Source organism: [Phormidium] sp. LEGE 05292, from assembly GCF_015207735.1.
Taxonomy (GTDB): Bacteria; Cyanobacteriota; Cyanobacteriia; order Cyanobacteriales; family Aerosakkonemataceae; genus Floridanema.
Window position 1 is genome coordinate 148,258 of record NZ_JADEWG010000001.1, and the last position, 17,665, is coordinate 165,922.

A 17,665-nucleotide genomic window follows, 5' to 3' on the forward strand; every position below is an offset into this window, starting at 1 on the left:
TTACTACAAACTTGATGAGAGTTAGAAATTTTTTGTTCCCTGTTGACCTTTATTCCAGCGCAAATACCATTTGTGGGAGTAACAGAACATTCCCCTCTGAATTAACTACTTTACCAATGCCCAAAAAGCGATCGTCTTCGTGATAAATTTGCTGCACATTTCCTAAGTGTTCGGTTGAAATATCTGAAAGTGGAATGCGTTGACCTTGACACCAAGCTTTAGCTTCTTTTGCTGATAGATTGATTATTGCTAAATGTTCTAAAACTGTTTCTGGGGAAATGGGGTTAAATGTTCCTTGTTCTAGCTGAGTTTCTAAGTCGGCAAAAGTCAAACTTTTGGTTAATTGTAAGCCACAACTGGCGGTGCGAGTTAAGGCGGCGAGAGTTCCTCCTGTTTGTAAAACTATTCCTAAATCGCGTGCGATCGCTCTAATATAAGTACCAGGCCCACAAGCGATTTCCAGGTCTAATTCGGGAAATTCTCCCCCACGCCAATCTAAAATATCTATTTGATGAATTTCCACAGGTCTAGGGGCAACAATAATGTTTTCTCCGGCACGAGCTAAGTCATATAAACGTTTACCTTGGACTTGAATTGCACTATAATTAGGTGGGATTTGTTGAATAATTCCCTGAAACTTTTCCAAAGCTATTTTCACTGCTTCTAAAGTTAAGTTATTTGCGGATTTTTCGGCAATTACTTCTCCTTGTAAATCATCTGTAGTCGTAGTTATTCCTAATTTAATAGTGGCGCGATAAGCCTTATCTTCCCGCAGGTATTGTAACAGGCGAGTTGCTTTACCCAACGCAATGGGTAAAACGCCCGTTGCTGCGGGATCTAATGTTCCGCCATGTCCGACTTTTTTTTGACGTAAAAGACGGCGTACTTTAGCTACGCAGTCATGAGAAGTAATACCAAAGGGTTTGTTTAAGTTAAGGAAACCTTGCACGATTTAGTAATTAATAATTGGTGATTTTTAGTTACGCTTAGTGGGCGAGATTACCGTTTCTGGTGATGGACGCTCTAAAGCTAATTTTAACTCAGCTTCGGTGAGCGATCGCACCAAACTTAAAGGCAAAGGCTCTTGACTTAAATATCCAATGTAGGATGGAGTCAAATAAGCTTGATATTCTCTCTGATCGGCAACATAAAATTTAAAGAAAGCCACACTGAAAACTTTTATGTAATCACGCGCCAAGGCAGGATTTGGGCCTATTACTGATGACGGCAAAGGTACACTAGATTGAGATTCAGCTAAAGTAGAAAAATGTGTACCGTTATTCATGATTAATAAGTATTTTTGGGGATCGTTTAGCCAAGTAAAAGGCACAATTTGTTCTGGTAAAGCGGGTGCAACTGTATCAGCAGTACCCGCAACTATAGCCACAGGAATATTAATATTTTGCAGTCCGTCTTTACCAAAAACGCTACTACCAATAGGGTTAATAGCAATTATCGCTTTGACTCTTGAATCTTGCAAATCATAATTGTAATTGGGTAAAACTAAAGCGCGACATTGCAATAAGAGTGACAAATTCCAAGTAGAATTAATTGCAGCACAATCTTTTTGTAGACTATTAAAATCGATACCTGCACCTGCTAAAGCTAATGTAGTATAACCGCCGAAAGATTGACCAATTACTCCCACTTGTTGAGTATTTATCCGACCTTGATACAAAGGATCTGTTTGAGAAAGTCTCTCTAATTCATCGAGGAGAAACTTAACATCTAAAGGTCTATTAGTAAATTCGTAAGGTTGAGCAGCTTCTTCTGCTTTACCTGCAAACAAATTTTGCAATTGCTGTGCATTACTACCAGGATGTTCCAACACAGCAACCGCTAGTCCAAATGAAGCTAAATGTTGGGCTAAATAAGCAAAGGTTTCTCTATCTGAACCTACACCATGAGAAATTACAATTACTGGTGCTGGAGTTGTTTGCTGATTAATGTTATCAGAAATTGGTAAATAAATATCTGCTTTAAAATTGCGGTTGCGGCGTAGGTCTTGTAATTGTATTGTTTGCTTATTAACTGTGAAAGATCCTGGTTGGCGTAAGTTGGGTAATGTAGCTATTTGTGCAGCAGTTTGATTAGCTACTAAAGTAGTCCCTTGTTCATTAACAGCTGCAATTGCTTTATTAGATTGCTCGATTAATTTGGATAAATCATCTGCAAGTTGTAAACCTCTTGTTAAATCAATTCTGACTCCAGATGCAGGAAATTTTCGCAAAACATTTAGTAAGGTAATTCCCTCTGGATCGTTGGCGGCGGAAATTAAAGCTTGTTGAATTGGTTGGGAACCATATTCTCCAGATTCCGTCTGAATAACTTGTCCTAATCTTCGCAGTAAAATTTCTGCTTGTGGTGTGTTGAAGAATTGAGAAACCGCGATCGGTCTGACTTCTAAACGTTTGAGTAATATCTGACGTAACAGGGCTTGTTTTTGAGGATTAACATATTGAACGTAAGGAGCTAAATCCTGGTTAACTACTCCTCTTTTAGCGTAAGCTTCCAAAGAATTTACAGAAATTGTACGTTTTAATATGTCTAAAGACACTTGCACTCGCTCTGCGGATCTTGCAGGAAAAGTAGATCCAATACTTGTCAGCAGAGAAATTCCTAGTAAAATTCCTACCCAATTAAATGATTTGCCGATCGAGTAAGTTAATTGACGCATAATTTAGGAGGTTTCATAAAGACAAATTCTGCAATAACTTAGCTGTTCATCGTTCCAAGAAAGTACAACGATGCTCATTACCTACTTCTATACTGACTAACAATTTTCCAAAAGTCGAGACTTTTGTGATTTTAAACAAAGCTGCAAATCAGCCTTACACAAATATCGAAGAATTTGTTAGAATATATAACCTATTATCTTTTTATCGAATCAGGAAATAGTCGGAAATTAGTTCTGCGATATTCACTGAAATTTAACTTATAGTTATCGCCAGAAATTAATGCTTTTTCCCCAAGGCAATAGTCATTGAACCAACTACAACTAAAAGTGCACCCAAAACTCCTAAAATTGTCAGGTTGTTGGTTACAACCCAAGTTGGAAATAAAAATGCTACTATCCAAACGGATATTAAAGTAACAATGGGAGCACTAGATATTACTGCGCTGACTCGTGATGCTTCCCAATGTTCTAAAGATTCCGCAAAAGCGCCGTAAGCAATAATTGTATTCAACCCACAAAAAATCAGCATAGAAAACTGCAAAGGCGTTAAGCTAAGTATAGATTGGGGTTGAGCAAAAGGAGCGAATAAAACAGAACAAATGCCATAAATTAATAGCATGACATTGGCTGAAGTTAATTGTTGCAAAAGTTGTTTTTGAGCTAAACCGTACACTGCCCAAACTATAGCAGCTATAATAATTAAAGCTGAACCAAATAAATATGTTCCTTGAGCATTAATCAAGGTTTTTAGTTGTTCATTAAAAAACAAAGCAAATCCTAACGTTAACACTCCTAAACCTGTCCATTGCATCAGGGTATAACGTTCTTGAAAAATATAGATTCCTCCTAATCCCATTAACACGGGAGCAAGTTGAATTAAAACTTGGGCATTTGCTGGAGTTGTGTAGGCTAAACCTATTAAATACAGGATATAGTTGAGGGCTAAAAATATGCTAGCAATTACCAACAAACTTAAAGGAAGAGAACGTAATTTTTCCCCAGAAGGTAGTTGCTTTCTGGTAGCTAAATACACTCCAAGTAATCCAAAAGACATGAAAAATCTAAACCAAGTAACGGTGTAGGGATCTAATCCTTGAAGTGTTACTTTTAGGGCTATGGGTAGAATACCCCATAAGAAAACGGTTAATAGTGATAACCCTAACCCTAAACGCCATTTTCCCGAACTTTGATGAAGTAACATTAGGCAATTTTAGATTTTGAAGTGGATATTCAATACTAAATCGGGGTTAACTACACCCTTGATCTTTTATAATGAACCGCTCCAGACGCAGAGGACACAGAGACAAGAGGGAGAATATAGAGTGGGTAATTAACCCGTATTCGGGATAATTACCTTTTTAATTTTCTAGCATTTGTAAAAGTTCCGCTTCCGACAATCGGGTGATTCCTAATTCTTCGGCTTTTTGTAGTTTAGAACCTGCATCTTCTCCGACAACCACAAAATCGGTTTTGGCGCTCACTGAATTTGTTACTTTACCCCCAGCTTTTTGAATTAAATCTTTGGCTTCATCGCGTTTTAAGGTGGGCAAAGTTCCGGTAAGGACAAAAGTTTTGCCATTAAATTTGTTACCTTTAGTGGTTGCCGTTGAGACAGATTCTTGATTTGCCAGTTGCAAATTTGCTGCTTTTAATCTTTCGATTAAAGTTTGATTTGCGGGAACTTTAAACCATTGGAAAACACTTTGGGCTATTTCGGCACCGATGCCATAAACTGCTTCAATAGATGTTGCTGAAGCTGCTTCTAGTTGTTCGACATTGGTAAATTTTTGGGTTAAAGTTTGGGCGTTGACGCTACCTACTAAGCGAATTCCTAAACCATATAATACTCTTGCCCAAGGTTGAGTTTTTGATTGATTAATGGCATCGATTAATTTGGTGGCTGATTTTTGCCCCATTCTGTCTAAAGTCATCAGTTTTTCGGGGGTTAAATCATACAAATCTGCGACTGAATGCACCAGGTTTTTTTCTACCATTTGATGCACTAGTTTTTCTCCTAATCCGTTAATATCTAAAGCGTCACGACTTCCCCAATGTACCAATGCGCCTTTTAAAATTGCGGGACAGGAAGCATTAACGCAGCGGGTGACTGCTTCTTCGGGTAACTTTACCACAGGTTGATTGCAAACAGGGCAACAACTGGGCATTTGAAAAGGTTTAGTATTGGGGGGGCGAAGTTCGGTTAGTACTTTGACGACTTCGGGGATGATTTCCCCAGCTTTGTGAACTATTACTGTGTCGCCTACACGGATGTCGATCGATCGCACATAATCAATATTATGCAGTGCCGCCCGTGAAACCGTCGTTCCCGCCAATTGTACCGGAGTCAGTTCGGCTAAAGGTGTAATTGCGCCTGTTCTTCCCACATTCACACTAATAGCTTCGACGCGAGTTGGTGCTTCTTCTGCTGCATATTTTAAAGCTACCGCCCAACGGGGAAATTTTTGGGTAAAACCAAGTTTTTCTTGCAATTTTAAAGAGTTTAATTTCGCCACTACTCCATCTGTCATGTAGGGCAAATTTAACCTTTCTGTATCCCAATAATTATAGTAATCTGCGACATCTTCTAAAGTTTTACAAAGTTTACGATTGGGATTTACTCGAAAACCCATTTTTTGTAACAATTCCAAAGATTCCCATTGCGTTTGGGCAATTTCCGCATCATCTTTTCCGGGAATATGTAAAGTGTAAGCAAAGAAATCTAATCTGCGTTTTGCCACAATTCTAGAATCTAATTGGCGCAGAGTTCCAGCAGCGGCGTTACGAGGATTTGCAAATAATGTATCTCCGGCTTTTTCCCGTTCCTGATTAATTTGTTTAAATGTATCTAAGGCTAAAAATGCCTCTCCCCGTACTTCCACACGAAAGGGTGGATTTTCTAAGTTTAATTTTAGAGGAATAGAACGAATAGTTTTGACATTTTGGGTGATATCTTCTCCAGCAACACCATCACCTCTAGTCACACCTCTAACTAATACTCCATTTTCATAAGTTAGCGCCAAAGCTGAACCATCAATTTTCAATTCACAAACATATTCAAAAGATTCTTTTCCTGTTTCTTGTTCTTTCGCATAACGCCGCCAACGTTCTTGCCAAGCGGCAAACTCTTCTATATTAAAGGCATTTTCCAAACTGTAGAGCGGAATATTGTGCCTGACTGCGGTAAACTGAGTGGCGGGACGTTCACCAACTCGCTGCGTGGGACTATCTGGGGTAATTACTTCTGGATATTGTGTTTCTAAATCTTGCAATTCCCGGTACAAGCGATCGTATACCGCATCCTCCATAATTGGATTATCGAGAGCATAATAGGCATAGCTTGCTTCCTGAAGCTTTTGCCGTAATTGTTCCACTCGCTGCTTGACTTCCGGCGTTAATGATGACACAGAATCCCTCTTGGCGCGAAAATTACACTAAGCACAAATACTAGTGTAACGTTCTGTATAGAAATAGCCATCCTATTTAAGTTGTAAACTCTTCCTCTTTCCTCTGTGTCCTCTGTGCCTCTGCGGTTCAAAAAACATTTAAACTTTAAAATTATGTAAGATTGTTTGAGGTAAAAAAATGAGAGTTTGGTTTGCTAGTTTCCTGTTATTGTTTGCTTTAGCACAACTCTTTAACTGGATGAAACACTTATCTTTGCCATTACCAGTGTTCATTTTAGGTGGGTTGCTTTTAGCGATCGCATCTAACTATAATAAGCGATCGGGCTGGCCTTTTTGCAATCAAATATCCAACTCAGAAGTTAAACATATTGAAGCACCAACAGACAGATTAGATTGATAGAAATATGAATCTTAGAATTAGAGTTAGTGCGATCGCTTGATCTGTCACCACTATCTTACAATTAACATTTTCTGACCAACCCAACAAATTACTCAAGTTAACATTAGTGGTTTATTTGTAGGTGGTGTGCTTTTTCCACAAACTTCGTAAATATCTTGCGCTTGTTGTTTCCCTCTAGGGACTACGCGATCGATCCAACGCACTTCAAAATATTCGGATTGAGTCAATTGAGAAATTACTGAATCACTAGCGATAATTCCACAACTGTAATGTTTAGTTAATTCTTGCAGTCTTGATGCTGTATTTACCACATCACCAATTACTGTAGAATCAATCCGAGAATCAGCACCCAAAGCTCCTATAATGCCTTTACCTGTATGGATTCCAATCCCAATATTAATGGGTTCTTCTAAGTTATATTTATCCCGTCCTTTATTAAATTCAATAATTTTTTGCTGCATCATTAATGCCCCATTTACAGCATCTTGGGGGTGACTTTCTGGGCGATCGAATACAGCCATTAAAGCATCACCCAAGTATTTGTCAATAAACCCGTTATTTGCCATAATACAAGCATTCATTTCGGTAAAAAATACATTTAACCATTGAAAAGTCTCACTGGGAGTTTGCCCTTCACAAATTGTAGTAAACTTGCGAATATCACAAAACAAAACCGTAATTTCTTCTTCTTGAGAGTTGCCTAATTGAATTGATTCTACTCCATTAGGCGCAATGCGATGCAGAAATTGATCGGGAACAAATAAACGTAGCTTTTCGGAAAGTGCTAAATTAATATTCCAAGCTGCTGAGAATTGCCGTTTGGTTTTCTCTTTAATTTCTTGTTTTACTTGTTGCGATCGCATTTCCTGAAGCCGTAACATATTAGCAATTTTTTGCAAAAGTAAATTATTTTTAAACGGCTTAGTTAAAAAATCATCACCCATTACTTCTAAACCGCGCAATTTAGAATAATCATCATCTAACGCTGTCAAAAAAATAATCGGTATAGTTTGTAAATTACTATCTTCTCGTAACTTTTGACAAACCGCAAAACCATCCATTCCGGGCATCATAATATCTAATATAATTAAGTCGGGAATAGATGTTTCAGCAATTGTCAGTGCTTCTATTCCTGAAGTCGCTGACAGAGTTTTGTAACCTTCTACTCGTAGTAAACATTCTAGTAAAGTAATATTCACAGGCTCGTCATCTACGAGCAAAATGGTTGGCGGGTGGTTTAGCATAATTAAACAAAAAACTACTAGTGTGGTACAACCACAAATTCCAACTTAGCAATAACTCCAAAGTCTTTAATTTTTTATGGCTTTGGTAATAGAGATACACCCGCTTTGTTCTGAACATTAAGCCAGTGCAGTTGAAAAAAAGTGAAAAAGCTTGATCTAAGTTTAAGCCTTCTTTTCCTCTGTTGTCTGCCCTGGAGCTTTCCGCGTTTTTGTACTAACGCAAGTTGCTAGTTATTAATTCTTTCGGAGTTCCCCCCTTGAGTAAGGGGGGTGGTGGGGGGATCTAACGCTGTGATTACTAGGTTTTGATCCCCCCAACCCCCCTTATTAAGGGGGGCTGAACAAAGAGTCAGACTTCTAATTAGCAACTTGAGTTACTAGTTGTCAGGACTTTTACTCAAACGCCTGGAAAGCTTTCTTAATATATTGAAACAATTTAACTAAAAATCTTCAACTCTCAGCCCGGTTACTTACTAATTTATTTCTTTTGGTGCTGTGTCTGTATACAAGCGCACACAAGCAATTAACTCATCGACTTTTAGGGGTTTACTCAAGTAGCCGTCAGCACCAGCGGCTAAACAACGATCGCGATCGCCAGACATAGCGATCGCCGTAACCGCAACTACTGGTACTCGTTTCCACAAATCATGCGCCTTCAGTTGGCGGATAATCTGAAATCCATCCACTTGGGGCAATTGAATATCCATTAAAATCAAATCTGGTAGAGACTGGGGCGTAACTAAAGGAGAATAAATTGTCTGCATCATCGTTCCGCCATCATAAATCATCTCTACTTTATACCCTTCAAGTTCCAGCACTTCGGAAATAAAAGCTTGGTTGTAGACTTGATCTTCCACCACCAAAACTCGCTTACTCTGGAATTTAGCTGGAGAAACTGAGGGTTCTTGAAGTCGCAGATTAATTTTCGATGGCTGTGGGAACTCTACTGGCACTATCCCAGTTTGTTCCTGACGCATTTCCGTCAGCGGTAGCCAAACGCGGAACTTACTGCCTTTATTTTCTTCCGATTCTAAAGAAACAGTACCACCATGTAATTCTGCTAACCGCTTTGTCAACACCAAACCCAAACCAGTACCTTCGTGATGACGTGCTAGGGAAGCATCCACCTGTTGAAAAGGACGGAACAGGAAATGCCATTTATGTTTGGGAATACCAATACCGGAGTCTTGCACTTCCAAGCAGAGGTAAGGAGTGCTGGGATTGATCGCAGAGCGATCGGGCCGATATTCTTTCTCTAATTGGCTACCATAAGCTAAACGGCTAGAAAGTTTAATTTTTCCGCCTTCCGGGGTAAATTTTACTGCATTGGAAAGCAAATTAATCAAAATCTGACAAGCCCGACGTTCGTCAATGTTCACCTGTTCCAAACGGTAATCTAATTCCAAAGTCAGCGCCAGTCGCTTTTTCAGTGCCCGCACTTGAATCATTTTCAGGCATTCTGTACATAGATAGTGGATTGAAATTGGCTTTAAGTTTAGTTCAGTTTTGCCAGCTTCAATTTTGGAAAGATCGAGAATGTCGTTAATTAGCTGTAACAGGTGTTCGCCGCTTTTTTCGATCGTCTGAACATAATTAAGTTGCCGATCGCTCAAAGAACCCGCGCTTTGGCGTAACAATAAATCAGAAAACCCTAAAATACTATTTAACGGCGTGCGTAACTCGTGAGACATCGAAGCTAAGAACTCTGATTTCATCTGCGAAGCGCGTTCTAAGTCTTCGTTGATCCGCAGCAAATTTTCTTGGGCTTGCACTCGTTCGATCGCCACACCCAAAGTCCGACAAGCTGCAATCAACATATCTTGTTGCGGCGCTTCTTGTAGCTTCTGTAAACTCCGCGATTCTAAAGTTAGTACCCCAATAATCGTACCATCAGCTGCCGGGATCGGAAAAATCCCCAATTGTCCGATCGCCGGATGCTTAAACCCAGGTAAAGCTTTCGGATGTTTATAATAATCATCGACAAAGATTGGTTCCCCAGTTTCCACTACATCCCAGAGTAACCCTTGACCATAAGGAATGCCTTGATTTAATAATGCAAGCATTTCCGCAACGGCAATTTCTCCATGAGTAGCAATAAATTGTGCCGAAATCCGATTAGTAATGGCGCTAGCATAACGCCGATCGCCATTACCTATAATTACTTTGACATCTCCGAATGCCGCGCCCGTTACTTCTACCAAATAGCTAAGGGCAAATTTGCCCAGTTCTTGTAAATCAGTAGCAGGTTGGAGTCGTTCTGTAAGTTGCAGTAAAAAGTTTAACCGCCTGACTTCTGCATTTAAGGAAGTTTGGGTTTCTGTGGCTGAACGCAGTGCTTGCTGATATGATGTCACATCACGGAACGTAAATAACCGTCCTCCGTCAGATGTCAATGTAGTGTAAACTTCCAAACAAATGCCATTACTTTGTTGCAAGTAAAAACAAGTGTTTGCTGTATCTGCTGTTTGTAAATATGTTTCCAACTGTTGCTTTTGTGATTCTGACCAGTAGCCTTGTTCTACAATAAAGTTGAAAATAGCTTCATCAGTAGGTTGTTTTTCCAGAAATACTGGAGATAATCCCCAAATCAGTGTCAACTTATTGTTAAATAAGATTAGCTGATGGGATTGAGCAAAAAGCGCGATCGCATTGTCCACTTGATTAACGATTAAATCCTCTTCTTGCTTTAGTTTTTGTAGGCGCATCTTTATAGATTCTAAATTCATCTTTAGTAGCAGTATTGAGGGCAAAGAAACTATTTATACAATGGTTAATTTAACAAAAATTAACATTTTTGGTTGGTGAGTCTACTATCTGATAGGTTGTGATCTAAAACACCTGCGTAAATTAAACAAGTGGAGAAAATATATTTGAAAAACCTGCTCTTAATGCTTGGTTCACTTCACCTGTCGTCAAAAAATATATCTCTCAAGGTCTACACTACCCATAATGGGTGAACGCTTTGAGTTAAATAGTGGGCACACTTTTGTTATAGGGAATTGAGGAGCTAGAGTCCATGTTAATAGCTGAACAACGGGCAGATGAATTGCGAAAGCAGCTGCAAGTGGACTGTGAAAACATCAGCCAACAGACCCAAGAGAGTATTATAAAGTGGTTATTAGGAAAAGATTTAGAGCGTTATGAAACCTTAGCCCCGAATCAATCAGCAATTGCCAAACAAGCAATAGAGTATCGTTACCGGATTTTACGGCATCGGTACTTAGGAGTAGGGCCAGAAAGAGCATATAAAAATTTAATGACTCGCTTGGGTTCTTTGGTCATGCTCCGCAATAAAATTAAGACTTGGGTAGCCTTGAGTCGCGATCGCCAAAGAGCAGTAGTTGATGTTCTCCAGGAGGTAATTCAAGAATTATTGCAGTCCGATCGTTATCTACAAGAACAAATAGGCTGGATTCGGGAATGTACAGAAGACCCCAGATTGCGGAATGCTCTGTTATTAACCAGTACCGAAGAGTACTGTATGCGCCCGATTCGCAACCAACCTTTACTACTGTATCGTTTTGTTAACTACTTGCGACGTACTCAACGGGGCGGGATTACCCAAGTACCAACAGGAGACTTAGTGCGCTTAGTTTCCGAAGAAATAGTCCCCGAAGAAGCAGAAAACCCAGTCAGTTTGTTGGATAATCAAGCGATCGCCCAATACATAGAAAACCAAGAATGGGAAGAAAAACAAGCTGCCCGTCTCGCTGTTAAAAAAGAATTTGAAGCATATTTAGCCACAAATATTGATTCTCTAGCCTCGGAATGGCTCAAGCTTTATCTTCAAGGCAGATCCCAAGAAGAAATAGCCTGCGCTTTAAACAAACCTATTAAAGAAATCTATCGCCTGCGAGAAAAAATCAGCTACCATGCCATCAAAGTTTTTGCCCCAAAAATACAACCAGAGTTAGTTTCCACCTGGTTAGAAACCTCACTAAAAGAACACCGTCTAGGCTTAACCCCAAGTCAGTGGCAAGAATATTGGGACAGTTTAACACCACAACAACGGCGACTGTTGGACAAATTAACCACTGGCAAAACCCTAGAAGACGTAGCCCAAGACTTAAACCTGAAGACTAATCAAGTAATGGGGGAATGGATTAAACTTTACCTGGCAGCACAAGAAAAGCGCAACGCTTAGTAAAGAAATATAAAAAATCCAGGAAAAATTTTATTTTGAGGTAATGAGTAAAACGGTGCAAATATTTGCGATCGCTAACTCTAGCCATACAGTATCAGAAGACAACAGTTATAATATCCTGTAACTACCAGGGTGTATCGGAACCTGATACTTAGTTAAGTATTTATCCTGAGAAATTCAGGAAAAATCGCTTAAAGTTAACAGGTAATTTTTAATTGACTTTTGGCTGACCTGAAAACTTGTCATTTACCAGTTGATCCTCTCCTGCAACTCTATTAGGCAGGAGAAGTATTGAGCTAAGTCCCAGCATTACTCAAAACCCATCAGGAACAGAGGAAAAAAAACAAGTAGAGACAAGAAAAGGTAACAAGTCAGAAAAAAACATCCAGGTCAGAGTAAATATTTATGCCACCTTTACAAGTTAGCTCTATAACAAGCAAGCAAACCAAAACTCAGGGAGAGGCTTTTTCATCAATGAAAGATGACCCGCTTCAAGTAAATGAAGCCATGTTCCGCCTGATTGATGGTATTCTTCCCTTTGAAGCCTGTCTATATCATCAAGTCGTACCTCTTTCCCTAGAGGGAACCCGCCTGAACTTAGGTATGGTAGATACAAATGATACAGAAGCCTTGGATTATGTCCGCCGCATATTGGCTTACATGAACTGCTCGTTATCACCACAACCTCTTTCTGCCAAAAATCACCAAGCATTGCTCTCAGCTTACTTAAGCCACACCGGACAGTTAAAGCCAACAGTATCCAACATAGAACAACAAGAAATACCCAGAGGAAAGGCAAACCAAGATAATAAACCCACCCTGATTTTAGATGATGAAGAATCGGCTATAGATTATATAGAAGAAAAAAAACCACCAGTTGTAAATTCACCACCAACAGTTCAGCAGCACTTAACAGCACAGAAACCACTATCTGCCAGTTCTAGTGCGAATAAGAAAGCACAAACACCTCCTGTTGCTCCCAGTCCAGGTTTGAGTTTACCGACTTTGGAAGTAGAAGCGCAATATCTATCTAGTCCGATCGAAGTATTGGCAAAACTGCCACCCAAAGTTTTACTCAATGAATTACTCGCAAGAGTATTAGCCGGAGGAATTGGTCGGTTATATATAGAAAATCATGGCGACAAAGGACGGATTCTCTGGAGTCAAAACGGAGTTCTCCAGTTAGTCTTAGAAGGGGTAGATTCCTCTATCCTCCAGGGATTAATTCAAGAACTCAAGCGGTTAACCCACTTGCCTATGTTGCCAGTGGAAAAACCAAAGCAAGCAGAAATTGAACGTATTTACAAGCAAAACCGCTTGTTGCTACGCCTACGAGTCATGCCTGCTACTTATGGAGAAGAAGCCACCCTTCAAGTACTAAGGGGCGCAGCTTTGAAATTTTATCAACAGCAACAGTTGGAAAACTTGAGTCGAGATGCCTTAAACATTGCCCAGCAGTTGCACCACAAAGTTAATGAAATTCGAGACCGGACTAATCTTGACCCAAGCTTAAATACAGATAAGCTAGACGCTTTACCAGCTTTAGATGAAGTAGTTCAAAGCGTGGAAGAACAAATTAAATATTTAAGAATTATACAAGCTCAAGCTAAGAAAAATGACCATAACACAAAATAGTCCCGAAAGGAGTTAATGCTTTTACCTTTAAATAAGAAATTCATTACGGCTGATTGAGCCTAAATTACCCGTCCCTAGACTACGATGGTAATTGCTAATAGTTTCTGCCACAAAAGCAGCCCTTGTTCAACCAAGGAGAAGACTTTTATTGCTGCCGATGCTGGTAATCGTGATTTTAAGATCTTTCATGCAGACTGAAGATTTTAGTGAACTTTTTCCGCTTTTCAATACGGTCAATCCAGAGACCTTAGAATGGTTGCTATCGGTTGCCGACGAACACGAGTATCCCTCTGGCAGAGCAGTTCTTATGGAAGATGCTTGGGGTAATGCGGTTTACTTCGTGCTATCCGGTTGGGTGAAAGTCCGGCGCATTGCTGGTAACGATCGCATATCGCTGGCAATTCTAGGAAAAGGCGATTTTTTTGGAGAAATGGCGATTCTTGATGAATCTCCCCGTTCTACAGATGTCATTGCCCTGTCCTCAGTGCGATTACTCAGCGTTCACGCGCAGCGATTTATCCAGACTTTGTTTAAAGACCCGCAGCTACACCATAGAATGCTGCAACTGATGGTCAGAAGACTGCGCCAGATGAATCTTCGTTTTCAATTACGTCATCAACCACCCGCAGTTAAGTTGGCTAATAGTTTGATTTCTATGGGGGAAAACTACGGTCAAGTTACAGATACAGGAACGGAAATTTACAATATTCCATTCAAAGATTTGGCTGATGTAGCTGATGTGGGTGTCGAGGATACTACTAAGATCATGGAAAAATTAGATAGTAAGGGTTGGATTAAAATCGACCCGTCGCGTCAAGTTATCCATTTAATCAATCTTAAGCAGTTGGCGCACCTTGCAGGAAAAATTTAATCCGCTGTCACAACTTTTTAACTCGGTAAGGAAGAGGATTAAAGCAATTTTCTCCTCTTTCAAAATATTGATTTGCAATTTTGAGCTAAGTAAATAAACATTATCAATTTTCAATTGCCATGACAGAAGCAACTACCATTCGCCCTAGTAACTTGCCACGCACTGCACCTAAAATACACTTTCAAGTGTCGATGCCTCAACCTAGTTCACATTTGTTTGAGGTGATTTTACAAATTTCGGGATGGTCGGCATCAGTTTTAGATTTAAAACTTCCAGTTTGGACTCCCGGTTCTTATTTGGTGCGCGAGTATGCGAAAAATTTGCAAGATTTTTCAGTGCAAGCAGGGAAGACAATTTTGCCTTGGCGTAAGTTAGCCAAAAATCACTGGCAAGTGGGAACAAATGGGGTTTCAGAAGTTACAGTGCGCTATCGAGTTTTTGCCAATGAGTTATCGGTAAGAACTAATCATTTAGATAGTTCTCACGGTTATTTTAATCCAGCGGCGCTATGTTTCTATATCCCAGAATTTACGGAACAACCAATCAAAATTACTATTGTTCCTCCGCAAGCCGATTGGCGCATTGCTACACCTTTACCTGCTGTTTCTGGTATGGAAAATACTTTTGAGGCGGCAGATTTTGATACTTTGGTGGATAGTCCGTTTGAAATTGGTGTTCATCAATTTTATCAGTTTGAAGCTTTGGGTAAATCCCATGAGTTAGTAATTTGGGGAAAGGGAAATGCGGAACCGGAAGGAATTATTGAGGATACTAAAAAAATCATTCAGGTAGAGGCAGATATTTTTGGAGGTTTACCTTACGAAAGATATTTGTTTTTGCTGCATTTGTCTCCCAATATCGGTGGAGGTTTGGAACATAAGTATGCTTGTTCGTTAATTTATCCCCGGTTTAATTTCCGCAAACAGGAGAAGTATGAGAGTTTCATGCAGTTAGTGGCGCATGAGTTTTTCCATTTGTGGAATGTGAAGAGATTGCGTCCGAAAGGCTTGGAAAAGTTTGATTATGATGGGGAAAATTACACTCCTTCGCTGTGGTTTTCGGAAGGAACTACTAGCTATTACGATTTACAAATTCCTTGGCGTGCGGGAATCTATGATGCTAAGACTTTTTTGCATAATTTAAGTAAGGAAATTACTTTGTTGCAGACGAAACCAGGTAGAAAAGTTCAACCTGTAAGTGAGTCGAGTTTTGATGCTTGGATTAAGCTGTATCGCCGGGATGCGAACAGTGATAATTGTCAGATTTCCTATTATTTGAAAGGGCAATTGATTTCGTTTTTGTTGGATTTGCTGATTCGGGAGAGACAGGGAAATGGGCGATCGCTTGATGATGTGATGCGCTATATGTGGGAGAATTTCGGTAAGGCGGAAATTGGGTTTACAGGTGAACAGTTGCAAGATGCGATCGAATTAGTAGCCGGAAAAGATTTAAGTGACTTTTTTGCCAGCTATATCGATGGTGTTGAAGAGTTACCTTTTGATAAATATTTAGCACCTTTCGGCTTACGTTTACAAGCTGATATTGATGCCGATCAGCCTCCTTATATTGGCTTAAAAGCCAAATTTCAAAATGGCAAACAAAAAATTGAATTTGTCGAATTTGATTCACCTGCACAATTAGCTGGTGTTAGTGCTGATGATGAATTATTAGCAATTGATGGAATGCGAGTCAATGCAGATCAATTGAACGAAAGGTTAAAAGATTATCAACCAGGAGATACAATTCAATTGTCAATCTTCCATCAAGATGAATTGCAAACTTTGTTAGTTACCTTAGCAGATCCTCAACCTACTAATTACAAAATTGTAGCTGTGGAAAATCCTAATCAAACTCAGCAAGAAAACTTTCACGCTTGGTTAGGAATTCCCTTAGCAAAACTGGCGAATTAACATGGCTTAGGGTGCGTTACGGTTACACCTAACGCACCTTTTTAATTCCATTAATTTACGAAAATATAAACTACCATGCTAACATTCACAGTCAACTTAAATCCTATTATTAAACTCACTGATGAACAATTTTATCAGCTTTGTCGAGCTAATCCCGATGTAAAATTTGAACGTAATGCCACAGGAGAAATTATTATTATGTCGCCAACAGGAGGGGAAACAGGAAACTTTAATTCTGAGATTAATGCAGATTTTGTGATTTGGAATCGTCGCACTAAATTGGGTAAAGTCTTTGATTCTTCAACTTGCTTTAAACTTCCTAATGGTGCAGATCGTTCTCCAGATGTAGCATGGATTCAAAAATCAAGATGGGATGCACTTACCACCGAAGAGAAAGAAAAATTTCCGCCAATTGCGCCAGATTTTGTGTTGGAGTTAATGTCACCTACTGATAGTTTGAAAGAAACTCAGAAAAAAATGCAGGAATATATAGATAATGGCGTAAAACTCGGTTGGTTAATTAATCGAAAAAACCGAAGGTTAGAAATTTATCGCCAAGGAAAAGCTGTAGAATTGCTAGAGTCTCCAACTGAATTATCAGGGGAAGATGTGTTACTAGGATTTGTCTTAAATCTACAATTTATCTGGAATTAACTCAGCTAATGGTTCTTTTTTCAGATAACCTGCGGCAATACAATCAGCAATAATTTCTTCGACTAATTTACCTAGAATAGGTGATGCTTCTTGTACAGGAGACATTCTTTTTCTAACTAAGTTTTCGGTAATTCCATGAGTTTGCCAAGTTCCGCCGTAATTTTGTTGATTTTGGAGGAGGGGTTGTAGGCGATCTAAGGCGATCGCAAATTTAGCAGTTTCAGTTTTTGATTCCTCGAATTCTTCCCAAAGTTGCCTTAATTCTTCAGCTTGTTCTGAAGGTAACAAACCAAAAATTCGAGTTGCTGCTTTAATTTCCCTTTCCGCTTTGTCTAAGTTTCCTTTTACGTCATAACAGAAAGTATCTCCCGCATCAATTTCAATTAAATCGTGAATTAATAGCATTTTAATTGCTTTAATTATATCAACTTCTGGTTCGGCATATTCGGCTAAAATTATTGCCATAATTGCTATATGCCAAGAGTGTTCGGCGCTATTTTCTTGGCGGGAACCATTAGTTAATTTAGTTTGGCGCAGAATGTTTTTAAGTTTGTCAATTTCGATAATGAATTGGATTTGTTGGGTGAGTCGATCGTTCATATTTTTTGAACCGCAGAGGCGCAGAGGACGCTGAAAGAATAAAGAGAGGTGTTAAAAAGTTATTTAGGAGGCTGTATTATGATAATTAACACTGGCAAAAAAGGGGGCGAATTTGACAAATTATTG

13 protein-coding genes are annotated in these 17,665 nt (G+C 39.4%); 6 read left to right on the forward strand and 7 right to left on the reverse strand.

Features of this window, described 5'->3' with window-relative positions; all coding sequences use genetic code 11:
• Window positions 1–49: 49 nt before the first annotated feature.
• The 4 genes from truB to ligA all read right to left on the reverse strand — a co-directional run bounded on the left by truB (window position 50) and on the right by ligA (window position 6,081).
• Window positions 50–949, reverse strand: a complete 900-nt coding sequence (gene truB, locus IQ264_RS00590) for a tRNA pseudouridine(55) synthase TruB (RefSeq protein ID WP_193977540.1) — start codon at window positions 947–949, stop codon at window positions 50–52.
• Between the two features lie 27 nt (window positions 950–976).
• The gene (locus tag IQ264_RS00595; protein WP_193977542.1) at window positions 977–2,677 is read right to left on the reverse strand and encodes an alpha/beta hydrolase; all 1,701 of its coding nucleotides are present in this window, start codon (window positions 2,675–2,677) and stop codon (window positions 977–979) included.
• A gap of 277 nt (window positions 2,678–2,954) precedes the next feature.
• Complete coding sequence (locus tag IQ264_RS00600) at window positions 2,955–3,878, reverse strand: DMT family transporter (protein WP_193977544.1); 924 nt, start codon at window positions 3,876–3,878, stop codon at window positions 2,955–2,957.
• A 157-nt stretch (window positions 3,879–4,035) separates the two neighbouring features.
• Window positions 4,036–6,081 carry an NAD-dependent DNA ligase LigA gene (gene ligA, locus IQ264_RS00605; protein ID WP_193977546.1) on the reverse strand — a complete coding sequence of 682 codons (2,046 nt, stop codon included), beginning with the start codon at window positions 6,079–6,081 and terminating at the stop codon, window positions 4,036–4,038.
• 178 nt (window positions 6,082–6,259) lie between these two features.
• Here ligA and IQ264_RS00610 point away from each other — a divergent pair, with 178 nt between their 5' ends.
• Window positions 6,260–6,478 (forward strand): hypothetical protein, encoded by a 219-nt coding sequence (locus tag IQ264_RS00610; RefSeq protein ID WP_193977548.1) that lies wholly within the window; start codon window positions 6,260–6,262, stop codon window positions 6,476–6,478.
• 95 nt (window positions 6,479–6,573) lie between these two features.
• Here IQ264_RS00610 and IQ264_RS00615 read toward each other — a convergent pair whose 3' ends face one another.
• Window positions 6,574–7,725 carry a response regulator gene (locus IQ264_RS00615; RefSeq protein WP_193977551.1) on the reverse strand — a complete coding sequence of 384 codons (1,152 nt, stop codon included), beginning with the start codon at window positions 7,723–7,725 and terminating at the stop codon, window positions 6,574–6,576.
• Window positions 7,726–8,198: 473 nt separating this feature from the next.
• Window positions 8,199–10,430: an ATP-binding protein gene (locus tag IQ264_RS00620; protein WP_193977646.1), complete on the reverse strand. Its 2,232-nt coding sequence runs from the start codon at window positions 10,428–10,430 to the stop codon at window positions 8,199–8,201.
• Window positions 10,431–10,741: 311 nt separating this feature from the next.
• Between IQ264_RS00620 and IQ264_RS00625 the strand changes: the two genes are divergently transcribed.
• The 5 genes from IQ264_RS00625 to IQ264_RS00645 all read left to right on the forward strand — a co-directional run bounded on the left by IQ264_RS00625 (window position 10,742) and on the right by IQ264_RS00645 (window position 16,939).
• Window positions 10,742–11,869, forward strand: coding sequence for a HetZ-related protein 2 (locus tag IQ264_RS00625; RefSeq protein ID WP_193977553.1), 1,128 nt, complete (start codon window positions 10,742–10,744; stop codon window positions 11,867–11,869).
• 405 nt (window positions 11,870–12,274) lie between these two features.
• Window positions 12,275–13,504, forward strand: coding sequence for a hypothetical protein (locus IQ264_RS00630; RefSeq protein ID WP_228061187.1), 1,230 nt, complete (start codon window positions 12,275–12,277; stop codon window positions 13,502–13,504).
• A 187-nt stretch (window positions 13,505–13,691) separates the two neighbouring features.
• Window positions 13,692–14,375 (forward strand): Crp/Fnr family transcriptional regulator, encoded by a 684-nt coding sequence (locus IQ264_RS00635; protein WP_193977555.1) that lies wholly within the window; start codon window positions 13,692–13,694, stop codon window positions 14,373–14,375.
• Window positions 14,376–14,494: 119 nt separating this feature from the next.
• Window positions 14,495–16,285, forward strand: a complete 1,791-nt coding sequence (locus tag IQ264_RS00640; protein ID WP_193977557.1) for a M61 family metallopeptidase — start codon at window positions 14,495–14,497, stop codon at window positions 16,283–16,285.
• 75 nt (window positions 16,286–16,360) lie between these two features.
• Window positions 16,361–16,939 (forward strand): Uma2 family endonuclease, encoded by a 579-nt coding sequence (locus IQ264_RS00645; RefSeq protein WP_193977559.1) that lies wholly within the window; start codon window positions 16,361–16,363, stop codon window positions 16,937–16,939.
• Here IQ264_RS00645 and IQ264_RS00650 read toward each other — a convergent pair.
• Entirely contained in the window at window positions 16,919–17,539 is a 621-nt protein-coding gene (locus tag IQ264_RS00650) for an HD domain-containing protein (RefSeq protein ID WP_193977560.1), read from the reverse strand. The genes IQ264_RS00645 and IQ264_RS00650 overlap by 21 nt on opposite strands.
• Window positions 17,540–17,665 lie beyond the last annotated feature (126 nt).

Excerpts from the sequence above, each read along its gene's own strand:
- IQ264_RS00645 (WP_193977559.1), top strand. The coding sequence starts at position 16,361 with ATGCTAACATTCACAGTCAACTTAAATCCTATTATTAAACTCACTGAT.
- IQ264_RS00640 (WP_193977557.1), top strand. The coding sequence starts at position 14,495 with ATGACAGAAGCAACTACCATTCGCCCTAGTAACTTGCCACGCACTGCA.
- IQ264_RS00620 (WP_193977646.1), bottom strand. The coding sequence starts at position 10,430 with ATGCGCCTACAAAAACTAAAGCAAGAAGAGGATTTAATCGTTAATCAA.
- IQ264_RS00650 (WP_193977560.1), bottom strand. The coding sequence starts at position 17,539 with ATGAACGATCGACTCACCCAACAAATCCAATTCATTATCGAAATTGAC.
- IQ264_RS00595 (WP_193977542.1), bottom strand. The coding sequence starts at position 2,677 with ATGCGTCAATTAACTTACTCGATCGGCAAATCATTTAATTGGGTAGGA.
- IQ264_RS00625 (WP_193977553.1), top strand. The coding sequence starts at position 10,742 with ATGTTAATAGCTGAACAACGGGCAGATGAATTGCGAAAGCAGCTGCAA.
- IQ264_RS00615 (WP_193977551.1), bottom strand. The coding sequence starts at position 7,725 with ATGCTAAACCACCCGCCAACCATTTTGCTCGTAGATGACGAGCCTGTG.
- IQ264_RS00630 (WP_228061187.1), top strand. The coding sequence starts at position 12,275 with ATGCCACCTTTACAAGTTAGCTCTATAACAAGCAAGCAAACCAAAACT.
- IQ264_RS00600 (WP_193977544.1), bottom strand. The coding sequence starts at position 3,878 with ATGTTACTTCATCAAAGTTCGGGAAAATGGCGTTTAGGGTTAGGGTTA.
- IQ264_RS00610 (WP_193977548.1), top strand. The coding sequence starts at position 6,260 with ATGAGAGTTTGGTTTGCTAGTTTCCTGTTATTGTTTGCTTTAGCACAA.
- IQ264_RS00635 (WP_193977555.1), top strand. The coding sequence starts at position 13,692 with ATGCAGACTGAAGATTTTAGTGAACTTTTTCCGCTTTTCAATACGGTC.